This is a genomic window from Bradyrhizobium sp. USDA 4486 (assembly GCF_054057995.1).
This window is the reverse complement of sequence record NZ_JBSRZV010000001.1, coordinates 1566770-1578173: the sequence shown is the minus strand read 5'-3', so window position 1 is coordinate 1578173 and position 11404 is coordinate 1566770. Positions and strand designations below refer to the sequence as shown.

Below are 11404 nucleotides of genomic sequence, written 5' to 3'. Positions count from 1 at the left end.
AGGACCGGGCTACTGGTAGCCCAATATACGACGTATTGCAGGCGCGGGGGAACATGCCTGGGGCCGCCGGATATCCTTAATATTTCGCCTGCCGCCCTGCTCCGCCTCGCGTTGATCAGGCCTTGGCGCTGGCCGGCCGGCGGGCCGGGATCGTCATGGCGGCCACGCCGAGGACGACGCAGGCGAGGCCGATCCAGGCGGTCCGACTCAAGGTCTCGCCAAGGAAGGCGACGCTGAGGGTGACCCCGATGGGGACACGCAGATAAGCCTGCGCGGTGGTTCCGACCGAGCCCAGGGTCTGGATCAGGCGGAAGTAGATCGCGAACGCCGCCGCGGTCGAGAACACGGCGAGCGCAAGCAGCGCCAGCACGGAGCTCAGCGAGGGCGTTACCGTCCAAGGCTGCTCGACGAGCAGCGAGGCCGGGATCAGCACAGCCGCGCCCGCCAGCAGCGAGCCCGCGGCAGGGGCCATGGGATCGAGGCCCTTGAAGCTGCGGCCGAAGATCGCGGCACAGGCATAGCAGATCGTGGCGGCGACGATCGCCGCCTCTGCAATGATCCCGCTCCCGATGTCATGGACGGCATCGACGCCGACGATCAGCAGGATGCCGGCCATCCCCGCAATAACGCCGAACAGCTTTCGCGGGGTCGTCGCCTCATGACGGGTGACGATTGCGGTGAGCAGGAAGGTGAAGATTGGCCCCGCCGAGTTGAGGATGGTGGCGAGCGCGGCATCGACATGGCGCTCGCCCCAGGCGATCAGCGTCCAGGGAATGACGCTGTTGAGCACGGCCTGGAACGCGAAGCGCTGCCAGGTCGCGGCATCGATCGGCATGCGGATGCCCCGCCCCCACATCACGAGGAGCAGCAGCAGGCCCGCGATCGCGGTGCGCGCCGCAATCAGCGTGATCGGCGGGATGGTGGCAACACCGAGCTTAATGAAGGTGTAGGAGCCGCCCCAGAGCGTTGCCAGCATGACCAGCAGTGCCAGCTCGACGGCGATGTTGGTATCTTGCCTGATGTTCATTGTGCGTCCCGTCCATTCCGCAATGGACGGAACCTAGCGCGTCCGCGCTCGCCGATACTTCGCTGCGTGTCGAAGTGTATTAGCCGACCGCGCCAACCTCGAAGACCTCGCCATCATAGCCGGCCTCACGGGGAATTCGGAGCTGGCGGCCGGTTTCGGTCTTGGTCATCACAGGCATCACCGTGACGATGGACAGGCCGCGGGCGTGCGCCATCGCGGCGCTCACGTTTGGCTGCTTGGCAAGCCGGATCAGATTGCGCGTGGTCGGGAACGGGAGCTTGAAACGGCCGGTCTCGCCGCCCTCGACCGCCTCGCGCGGCGACACCCAGATCGAATCGGTGGACTCGCGGCCGTCGTGGGCGCCGAGCTGGTCGGGCGGCGCGGCGGCGAGGAAAAACCAGGTATCGAACCGCTTCGGCATGCCCTCCGGCGTGATCCAGTGCGCGTAAGGCACGAGCGTGTCGAGCGCGAGCTGGAGGCCGTTGTCGGCGAGAATGCTGAGGAAGCTGATCTTGTGCTCGTTCAGCGCAACGCGATGCTTGTCCGCGATCTCGCCGGCGCGTTTGGCATCGACCGCGGCGCCCGTGTCCTTCGACCGCGCCAACAGGATCCCGCTCTCCTCGAAAGTCTCGCGGATAGCGGCGATCCGGAAACCGCGGTCCGCCTCGCTCAAGCCCTCGCCGCCTGAATAGAGGTCGGCGCGGGCGACGATCTCCTGATCGCCGGCATCGACGCTGCCCCCGGGAAACACCAGCGCGCCCGAGTTGAACTCGATCTGATGATGGCGGACCATCATGAAGACCTCGATTTCGCCGGGGCCCTTGCCGTCGGCCTTTGCGCCATCGCGGAGCAAAAGGATCGTCGAGGCTGGGCGTGACGCTGATGTCTCGGGCATTCGATTAACCTGCGGCGCTGGATTGCGGGCCGAGATTGGCGCGCTTGTCGAAACGGGCGACGCGCGACAAGAGGTAATCGACCTCGGCTTTCGCCGTCGCCGTCATCGTCGCGCCCGGCTTGCGCTGCGCGCTGGAGGCGATGATGCCGCGCTTCTGGAGCACGTATTTGCGTACGGTGAGGCCGACGCCGGGCTGCTGTTCGTAGCGGATCAGCGGCAGATGGGCGTCGAAGATGTCATGCGCGGCATCGCGCTTGCCGGCCTTGGAGAGGTTGACGACGTCGATCAAAAGCTCGGGGAAGGCGTAGCCAGTCATCGCGCCGTCGGCACCGCGCTCCATCTCGAAGTCCAGGAACGTGCCGCCATTGCCGCAGAGGATCGAGAGCGGGCGGAGCGAGCCGTCCTTCTGGAAGCCGCGCAGGGTCGAGATCTTCTCCAGGCCCGGCCAATCCTCGTGCTTGAGCATCACGCAGTTCGGATTGTCCATGACGATCTTGCGGATCACGGCCGGCGTGAACACCACCGACAGCGTCAGCGGATAGTCCTGCAGCACCCAGGGAATGTCGGGGCCGATCGCCTCGGCCGCCTGCTTGAAATAGCCGACAATTTGGTCGTCGGTGCGAAGCGAGGGTGGCGGCGCGATCATCACGCCGGCGGCGCCTGCGCCCATCGAGGCCTTCGCCAGCGAGCGCATGGTAGCAAAGCCAGGCGCGGAGACGCCGACGATCACCTGCATCTTCTTGGCGCGCTTGACGTAGCGCACCGCCACCTGCTCGGCTTCAGTGGCATCCAGCTTCGGCGCCTCACCGAGGATGCCGAGCACCGTGACGCCATCGCAGCCGACCTCCTCGTAGAAATCGGTCAGGCGGTCGATCGAGCGCTCGTCGATCCGGCCGTCATCGTGGAACGGCGTCGGCGCGATTGCGAAGGTGCCCTTGGCGTCGGCGGTGAGTTTCATCAAGCTCTCTCTTTCTCCGTCATTCCGGGGCGCGCGCAGGCGCGAACCCGGAATCTCGAGGTTCCGGGTTCGGCTCTTCGAGCCGCCCCGGAACGACAACAACAGCTAAAACCGCCTCGCCGACCAACGCTTCACATCCTCCTCGGAGAAGAAGATCTCCTTGGCATGATCGACGATGTCCTGGGCGTTCCAGCCCGAATGCGGCGGCTTCCAGCCTTCCATCTCCATCATCCGCATTTCGCGCACGCCGCAGGGCCCGGACACGCCCAGCACCTTGCCGGTCTGGTCGCCCGACAAATCGCTGACCATGTATAGCACGGCCGGCGCGATGCCGTCCGGCCCCAGCGCCGCACCGGGGTTCTCCTTATAGCGGGGCAGGTCTGCGGTCATGCGGGTCAGGGCGCCCGGGGCGAGCGTCCAGATCCGGATGTTGTACTTGCGGCCCTCGATCGCCAGCACGTTGGACAGCCCCCAGATGCCGCCCTTGGCCGCGCCGTAATTGGTCTGGCCGAAATTGCCGATCAGGCCTGAGGTCGAGGAGGTGTTGACGATGACACCGCCGCCGTTTTCCCGCATCCAGCGAAACACCGGCATGGTGCAACAAAAGGTGCCCTTCAGATGCACCTTGATGACCTTGTCCCAGTCGGCCTCGCTGGCCTTATGAAAGGTCTGGTCGCGCAAAATGCCGGCATTGTTGACGAGGATGTCGGCGCGGCCGAAGTGCTTGATGGCGTCGTCGAACACCGACTGGCCGCCTTCCATCGTGGAGATGTCGGCGCCGTTGGCGACGGCCTTGCCGCCCTCGGCCTTGATCGCGTCCACCACCTTCTGGGCCATCGAGGTGTCGGCGCCGGAGCCGTCGCGAGGCCCGCCGAGATCGTTGACGACGACCGAGGCCCCTTCCCGCGCGAACAGTTTTGCGTAGGCCTCACCCAGCCCCCCGCCCGCGCCGGTGATCAGCGCAACCTTGCCGTCGAGTAGTCCCATGGTGGCTTCTCCCTGTTCGTTATCGTCATTCCGGGGCGCGCGAAGCGCGAACCCGGAATTTCGTGCCACAACATCTGGATTCCGGGTTCAGCCCTGCGGGCTGCCCCGGAATGACGGAGGGTGCTAACCAAGCACCGTCTTGCCGTTCTTGATCACGGTGACGCCGCGCGACTTCACCTTGGCTTCGAACGAGATCACGTTGCCGTCCTTCCAGAGGTCCATGGTCACGGTCTCACCGGGATAGACCGGGGAAGAGAACCGCGCGACGTGCTGGCGGAACGCGCTGGCGTCGTAGTCGGCATAGGTCTGGAGCACGCCGCGGCAGGTGATGCCGTAGGTGCACATGCCGTGCAGGATCGGACGCGGGAAGCCGGCTTTCCTGGCGAACTCGGGATCCGAGTGCAGCGGGTTGCGGTCGCCGCAGAGGCGATAGACCAGCGCCTGGTCCGGACGCGTTGGGATATCGATGGTTCTGTCGGGGCTGCGCGAGGGGATCTTGTGCGGATCGGGCTGGGTCAGGTTCGGCCCGCCGAAGCCGCCGTCGCCGCGGGCAAAGCGCGAGGCGACCAGCGTTGCGAGCTTCTCGCCCTTCTCGTTCTTGAGCACGGTCTGGTGGCTGATGACGACGCCCTTGTCCTTGCCTTTGTCGTAGACCTCGAGCACCGAGGAGTCTGCGGTGATGTTGGCAGCCACCGGCAGCGGCTGATGGAAGGTGATGTCGCGCTCGCCGTCCACCACCATGACGCGGTTGAGGTTCATCTCGCCCGGCCCCGAGCCCCAGGCTGCGACGGACGCAAACGTCGGCACCACCTTCAGCGGCCGCGGCGTGAACGTGCCCTCGTTGACGAAGGCGAGCTCGTTCTCGTCCATCGGGTCTGAGCCGAGGCCGATGCCGTAGGCGTAGAGCATCACCTCGCGATCGGTGTAGGCGTATTGCTGGCCGAGGTTTTTCAGGCCTTTGAGCTCGTCGTATCTGGCGGACATTCTCTGGTTGCCTCCCGGAATTTCACCGGCGCTCATTTACGTGCCCTCTCCCCTTGTGGGAGAGTGCTACGATGTGCCGGCCACATACGCGTTTGGGTGAGGGGTTGCTTCCGCATCGAAAGTTGTCTCTGCGGAGGGATACCCCTCATCCGGCGCTTCGCGCCACCTTCTCCCACAAGGGGGAGAAGGAAGAAATCAGGCCACCGTGAAGAACGGCAGTGGCGCGCCGTCGGTCGGCTTGAACACCACCTTCACCTTCAGGCCGATCTTCAGCTTCTCCAGATCGCAGTCGACGAAATTGGTCTGCACCGACGGTCCTTCCTTCAGCGTGACGTAGCCGATGGCGTAGGGACCCGTCGGCGACTTCCGCATCAGGCTGTAGGTGTAGATCGTGCCCTCGCCCGACGCCTCCTCCCACACTGTCCTGTCGGAGTAGCAGAACGGGCAGATCGAGCGCGGGAAGTAATGCGCTTCACCGCAGGCGGTGCAGCGCTTGATCATGAACTTGCCTTGCTTGGCCGCATCCCAGAACGCGGCGGTCTCCGGATTCGTGACCGGGGCCGGATATTTCTTCACTTCACTCATCACACGCGCTCCAGAATAGCCGTCGAGGCGGCGTGGCGAACACCCAGGAGACCGCCGGTGCCGTGGGCGATGGCGAGATCGCAATTCTTGACCTGCACCTTCGGATGCGCCTCGCCGCGCAGCTGCCTGACAGCCTCGATAATCTTGGTCATGCCGCCGCGGTTGACCGGATGGTTGCTGCAGAGGCCACCGCCATCGGTGTTGAACGGAAGCTTGCCGACGCCCGAGATCAGATTGCCGTCGGCGACGAACTTGCCGCCTTCGCCCTTCTTGCAGAAGCCGAGGTCCTCGAGCTGCATCAGCACCGTGATGGTGAAGCTGTCATAGATCGAGGCGTATTTGATGTCCTTCGGCGTGATGCCGGCTTCCTCGAACGCGCGCGGGCCGGACCAGACGCCGGCGGAGTAAGTGAGATCGAGATCCTTGCCGCCGCGCGGCCCCTTCATCGCCTCGCTATGGCCGATCAGGCGCACAAGCGGCTTCTTCAGGCTCTTGGCGATCTCCGGCGTCGTCACGATCAGCGCGCCGCCGCCGTCGGAGACGACGCAGCAATCCATGCGATGCAGGGGATCTGAGATCATCGGCGAGTTCAGGACGTCCTCGACGGTGACGACGTCCTTGAGCATCGCATGCGGATTGTATTGCGCATGATGCGAAGCTGCGACCTTGATCCAGGCGAGCTGCTCGGAGGTGGTGCCGTAGTCGTGCATATGGCGCATGGCACACATGCCATAGGCATTGTGCGTGGTCGCGCCATACGCGGTTTCGAAATCGACCTCGGCGCCGGCCGCGCGCGGCGGCATCACGCCGGTGCGCGGCTTGCCCGCGAGCGTGATCAGCGCGATCGAGCACTTGCCCGCTGCGATCGCTTCGGCGGCATGGCCGAGATGGATGATGTAGGAGCAGCCGCCGGTCTCGGTGGAATCGACATGGCGGAGCTTTTTGATATTGAGGCCGAGATAGTCGACCATCGGCCAGGCGCCGCCGGGCGCATCGCCCGCGCAGAAATAGCCGTCGACATCGTCCTTGCTGATCCCGGCATCCTCGATCGCACCCTTGGCGACCTCGGCATGGAGCTGGGCGGTGGATTTGTCCGGCGCATGCCGCGTCGGGTGTTCGTAGATCCCGGCAATGTAGGCCTTGCCCTTGATGGTCAAAACAGAGGTCTCCGCTTGCGTTTCTTCTTGCCCTGTTTTTCTGAACCGCAGTAGGCGGATTGGCAAGCGCGGAAATATTCCGCCCCGCGAGAGGGCAGCGGGTTGGCGCAACTCTCTGGCCCCGTCATCCTGAGGCGCGAGCGGCGCGATGCAAGGCATTGCGCCGGGAGCCTCGAAGGATGCACGGCTGAGCTATCTCGACGCCCGCGCCGCAACAGCCGGGCCGTCGTCCTTCGAGGCTCGCCGAAGAGGCTCGCACCTCAGGATGACGGTTATGCAGGGCTGGCTGTCTCGACATCGTCGTTGCGAGCGCAGCGAGGCAATCCAGGAATTTTTCCGCGGATGCATTTCTGCATTGCTTCGCTGCGCTCGCGATGACGGCCAGGCACGCCTCCGCATCCTCGCGGCACATCTCGCCCGAGCTTTGCCTCGTCACGCCACCCTCAATTGAGAAGAGGGCGCAGGGGAAGACCGGGGAGAAGACCGGGTGCCGGCCGGGCACCCACGGTCCACTGTGCGAAGATTGCGCTACGAAGAGCTGCACAGCGGCATACAGGTGGAGCCAGACATCCGGCCTTCCCTGCGCAATGGGTTGACGGCTTATGTCGTGCTCTCCCCGGGGAGCGTTGCACTATTGCCCCCGTCGCCTTGCAGATAGCTGATGCGCGAACCCGGTCGGGCCGCCACATCACCACAAGACTTGGCGCACAGACCCCGGGCGTCAGGACCACACGATTTTGCCGTACGCGAGACCGCGCCCGTCGTGCGCGCGAGAGACTCGCGCGACGCAGCCCGCGTCCACCGCCGCTCACCCCGCGTTTTGTGACGATCGCGATACGCCCCTCTGAGAGGGATGAGGTGGCGGAGAGATACGACAATTCCGAATTTCGGTAAAGGGGAATGTTTTTGGAGATGTGGGTTGACCCATGTGCGGGTGTTTTGCGCAACGGGTAGCACAAGGCATGGTGTGGGCAAAGCGTAGCGTGCCCACGTCTTTTGTGCCATCCGGCGAGATGGTGGGCACGGCCTTTGCGCCTTTACCCACCCTACGAGAGCGCCCTACTCCGCCGCGATCTGCCGAGGCGCGGGCGGCGGGTTGGCGAGATCCGCGGCGAGCTGGGCGTAGCGGCTCTTGGCGTCCTGCACCGCCTTCTCCTTCACCGGGCCGTAGCCGCGGATGCGGTCGGGCAGTGACAGGAGCTCGACCGCTGTGTCGATCGTGACGGGCGACAAGAGGCCGAGCACGGTGGCGACATCCTTCTCGTAGCCGGCGATCAGGTCGCGTTCGAGCTTGCGGTCGGCACTGCGGCCGAAGATGTCGAACGGGGTGCCGCGCAGGAACTTGAATTTTGCCAGCACGCGGAACGCCTTCAGCATCCACGGGCCGAAGGCGCGCTTCTTCGGACGACCGAGCGCATCGACGCCGCGGCTGAGGATCGGCGGGGCGAGATTGAAGCTGAACTTGAAGTCGCCTTCGAACTGGTCGCGCAGCTGCTGCTCGAAGGCGCCGTCGGTGAACAGGCGCGCGACTTCGTATTCGTCCTTGTAGGCCAGGAGCTTGGCGTAATTCACCGCGACGGCGCGCGGCAGCGCTTCGCCATAGCCGCCCTGCTTGGCGGCATCGCGGACCTGATCGACCAGCTTGCGATAGCGCTTGGCGAGACGGTTGTTCTGGTAGGCGGTCAGATGCTTGGCGCGGTGCTCGATGACCTCGTCGAGCGTCATGGCATCGAGCGTCTTCGGCGCGACCACCTCATCGCTGCCCTTCAGCATCTCCGTAAGGCGCGCGGGATCGGCGACCGCGAGGCGGCCGAGGCGGAAGGCTTCCTTGTTCATCTTGATCGAGACGCCGTTGACCTCTATAGCCTGCTCGATCGCCTCGGCCGAGAGCGGCAGCAGGCCCTTCTGATAGGCGTAGCCCATCATCATCATGTTGGTGGCGATGGCATCGCCGAGCAGCTGCTCGGCGGGCTTGGTGAAGTCGAAGAACACGGAATCCTTGTGCAGCGCCGTCTCCAACAGCCCGTTCAACTTGCGGGTCTGGAAGTTGAAGTCGCGGTTGAGGATGAAGTCGGCGGTGGGAATGAGGTGGCTGTTGATGATGCCGCGGGTGCGGCTGGTATCACACAGCGAGATGGTGTCCTTGGCGACCGCGACCACCTCGTCGGCGGCAAGCACGAGATCGGCCGTGCCGGTGACGATGCGTGAGCACGTCACCTCGGCCGGGTGGTCCGAGAGGCGGACATGGCTGAGCACCGCCCCGCCCTTTTGCGCCAGGCCCGACATGTCGAGGATCATCGAGGCCTTGCCTTCGATGTGCGCCGCCATGCCGAGCAGCGCACCGATCGTGAGCACGCCGGTGCCGCCGACACCGCCGACCGCGATGTTGTAGGGCTTGTCGAGTGTCGGGCGCGAGGCGGGCTCGGGCAGCTCGCCGATGTCGGCGAGCTCGGCCGGCGCGCGGTGGCGCGGCGCGCCGCCGTCGATGGTGACGAAGGATGGGCAGAAGCCCTTCAGGCATGAATAGTCCTTGTTGCAGGACGACTGGTTGATGGCGCGCTTGCGGCCGAACTCGGTCTCCAGCGGCTCGACCGAGATGCAGTTCGACTGCACCGAGCAATCGCCGCAGCCTTCGCAGACGGCCGGATTGATCATGACACGCCGCGCCGGATCCTCCATCAGGCCGCGCTTGCGGCGGCGGCGCTTCTCGGCGGCGCAGGTCTGCACGAAGACGATCGCCGAAGTGCCCTTGAACTCGCGGCACATCTTCATGACGTTCTCGAGCTCGTCGCGGTGATATTTCTTCACGCCGGGCGCGATGGTGTCGGCGGGATAGGCATCGGGCGCCTCCGAGACCAGGTAGATCTCGCGGATGCCTTCGGCGTGGAGCTGATGAGTGATCTGCTGCGGCGAGAGATCGCCGTCGTGGCGCTGGCCGCCGGTCATGGCGACGGCGTCATTGTAGAGGATCTTGTAGGTGATGTTGGCCTTGGAGGCCACCGCCTGGCGGATGGCGAGAATGCCGGAGTGGAAATAGGTGCCGTCGCCGAGATTGGCGAAGATATGGTTCTCGTTGGTGAAGGGCGCGATGCCGACCCACGGCACGCCCTCGCCGCCCATATGCGTGAAGGTCTCGGTCGAGCGATCCATCCACAGCGCCATGAAGTGACATCCGATGCCGGCCATGGCGCGGCTGCCTTCGGGGACTTTTGTGGAGGTGTTGTGGGGACAGCCGGAGCAGAAATACGGAGTGCGGGAGACAGGCGCGACCGCCTGCATCTGCGTGGCCTGGCGGCCGTTGAACCAGTCGGCCTTGGCGCGGAGCATCTCCGCGATCTCGGGGTTGAGATTAAGTCGAAGCAGGCGTTCGGTGAGCGAGGTCGCAAGCGAGGCGACGCTGAGCTCGGCGGCGAAGGTCAAAAAGCGCTTGTCGTGCTCATCCATCTTGCCGACGATGCGCGGGCGAACGTCGTCGCGCCAGTTGAACAGCTCCTGCTTGACCTGGTTCTCGACGATCTCGCGACGTTCCTCGACGATAAAGATCTCTTCGAGACCGACGGCGAAGCTGCGCACGCCCTCCGGCTCCAGCGGCCAGGGCATGCCGATCTTGTAGAGGCGAAGGCCGATTTTCGCGGCGATCTCCTCGGTGATGCCGAGCTCGCGCAGCGCCTGGCGCACGTCCTCATAGCTCTTGCCCGAGGCCATGATGCCGAAGCGGGCGTTCGGCGAGTCCATGGTGATGCGGTTGACCTTGTTGGCGCGGGCAAAGGCGATCGCGGCAAAGCCCTTGTAGTCCTGCAGGCGACGGTCCTGCTCGAAGCGGTCGTCGGGCCAGCGCAGGTTGAGGCCGCTGGGCGGCAGCTCGAAATCGGTCGGGATGATGAAGGGCTTCATCTCGTCGGTGAGGTCGATCTCGGCGGTGGTCTCTACCGTCTCGGTGATCACCTTCATGCCGACCCAGCAGCCGGAATAGCGCGACATCGCGATGCCGAGCAGGCCCATCTCGATCATCTCGTGGATGCTGGACGGATAAAGATACGGCATCAGCGCCGAGATGAAGGCATGGTCGGACTGATGCGGGACGGTGGAGGACTTTGCGCCGTGGTCGTCGCCGGCCAGGCACAGCACACCGCCGTTCTTGGCGGAGCCCGCGGCATTGCCGTGGCGGAACACGTCGCCGCAGCGGTCGACGCCGGGGCCCTTGCCGTACCAGATGCCGACCACGCCGTCATATTTGGCGCCGGGCGAGAGGTTGAGCTGCTGCGAGCCCCAGACGGCCGTGGCCGCCAGGTCCTCGTTCACGCCGGGCTGGAACTTGATGTTGTACTGTTCGAGATGCTTGCGGGCGGCGAAGAGCTGCTGGTCGTAGCCGCCGAGCGGCGAGCCGCGATAGCCGGAGATGAAGCCCGCGGTGTTGAGGCCGTTGGCGCGGTCGCGCCGGATCTGGGCCATGGGAAGGCGGACCAGAGCCTGGATGCCCGTGGTGAAGACATGTCCGGTCTGCTGGGTGTATTTTTGGTCGAGACTGATCGGACCCTGGTTGATGCCCATGCTGTCCTCGTTTTGCCGCCCTGTTCAGGCCCTTGTTGCTTTAGGTCGCTTAAGCCGTTGCCTGCCCGTTGTTTTTAGCTAGGGCGCGCCGACCACCTTCGCCACTCTATGTCGGATATTTCACGCTCCGCATCACAAATCTGGACCAAAGGGAGCGCCGGGTAAAAATCGCAATTTCGTGGCCGGAAGCACACTGGGGATTTTCAATTTGTGTCACCATACCCCCGTCGTCGCGAAATGAATCGATGCCCCATCCTGCG

The 11404-nt window shown here is 64.7% G+C and carries 8 protein-coding genes; all 8 read right to left on the bottom strand.

Annotation, left to right across the window (positions count from 1 at the left end; all coding sequences use genetic code 11):
• Positions 1–115: 115 nt before the first annotated feature.
• On the bottom strand, positions 116–1027 hold the full coding sequence (locus tag ACVWY3_RS07705; protein WP_456837914.1) for a DMT family transporter: 912 nt from the start codon (positions 1025–1027) through the stop codon (positions 116–118).
• Between the two features lie 79 nt (positions 1028–1106).
• Positions 1107–1922: an NUDIX hydrolase gene (locus ACVWY3_RS07700; protein ID WP_456837913.1), complete on the bottom strand. Its 816-nt coding sequence runs from the start codon at positions 1920–1922 to the stop codon at positions 1107–1109.
• Between the two features lie 4 nt (positions 1923–1926).
• Positions 1927–2880: a dihydrodipicolinate synthase family protein gene (locus ACVWY3_RS07695; protein ID WP_456837912.1), complete on the bottom strand. Its 954-nt coding sequence runs from the start codon at positions 2878–2880 to the stop codon at positions 1927–1929.
• Between the two features lie 105 nt (positions 2881–2985).
• On the bottom strand, positions 2986–3867 hold the full coding sequence (locus tag ACVWY3_RS07690; protein WP_456837911.1) for an SDR family oxidoreductase: 882 nt from the start codon (positions 3865–3867) through the stop codon (positions 2986–2988).
• A gap of 123 nt (positions 3868–3990) precedes the next feature.
• Positions 3991–4851 (bottom strand): MaoC/PaaZ C-terminal domain-containing protein, encoded by an 861-nt coding sequence (locus ACVWY3_RS07685; protein ID WP_456837910.1) that lies wholly within the window; start codon positions 4849–4851, stop codon positions 3991–3993.
• A 195-nt stretch (positions 4852–5046) separates the two neighbouring features.
• Entirely contained in the window at positions 5047–5436 is a 390-nt protein-coding gene (locus tag ACVWY3_RS07680; protein WP_456837909.1) for a Zn-ribbon domain-containing OB-fold protein, read from the bottom strand.
• Positions 5436–6593 carry a thiolase domain-containing protein gene (locus ACVWY3_RS07675; protein ID WP_456837908.1) on the bottom strand — a complete coding sequence of 386 codons (1158 nt, stop codon included), beginning with the start codon at positions 6591–6593 and terminating at the stop codon, positions 5436–5438. The genes ACVWY3_RS07680 and ACVWY3_RS07675 overlap by 1 nt, the downstream gene beginning before the upstream one ends.
• 1059 nt (positions 6594–7652) lie before the next feature.
• The gene (locus tag ACVWY3_RS07670) at positions 7653–11144 is read right to left on the bottom strand and encodes an indolepyruvate ferredoxin oxidoreductase family protein (protein WP_456837907.1); all 3492 of its coding nucleotides are present in this window, start codon (positions 11142–11144) and stop codon (positions 7653–7655) included.
• Positions 11145–11404: the final 260 nt, after the last annotated feature.

Excerpts from the sequence above, each read along its gene's own strand:
- ACVWY3_RS07690 (WP_456837911.1), bottom strand. The coding sequence starts at position 3,867 with ATGGGACTACTCGACGGCAAGGTTGCGCTGATCACCGGCGCGGGCGGG.
- ACVWY3_RS07680 (WP_456837909.1), bottom strand. The coding sequence starts at position 5,436 with ATGAGTGAAGTGAAGAAATATCCGGCCCCGGTCACGAATCCGGAGACC.
- ACVWY3_RS07670 (WP_456837907.1), bottom strand. The coding sequence starts at position 11,144 with ATGGGCATCAACCAGGGTCCGATCAGTCTCGACCAAAAATACACCCAG.
- ACVWY3_RS07685 (WP_456837910.1), bottom strand. The coding sequence starts at position 4,851 with ATGTCCGCCAGATACGACGAGCTCAAAGGCCTGAAAAACCTCGGCCAG.
- ACVWY3_RS07700 (WP_456837913.1), bottom strand. The coding sequence starts at position 1,922 with ATGCCCGAGACATCAGCGTCACGCCCAGCCTCGACGATCCTTTTGCTC.
- ACVWY3_RS07695 (WP_456837912.1), bottom strand. The coding sequence starts at position 2,880 with ATGAAACTCACCGCCGACGCCAAGGGCACCTTCGCAATCGCGCCGACG.
- ACVWY3_RS07705 (WP_456837914.1), bottom strand. The coding sequence starts at position 1,027 with ATGAACATCAGGCAAGATACCAACATCGCCGTCGAGCTGGCACTGCTG.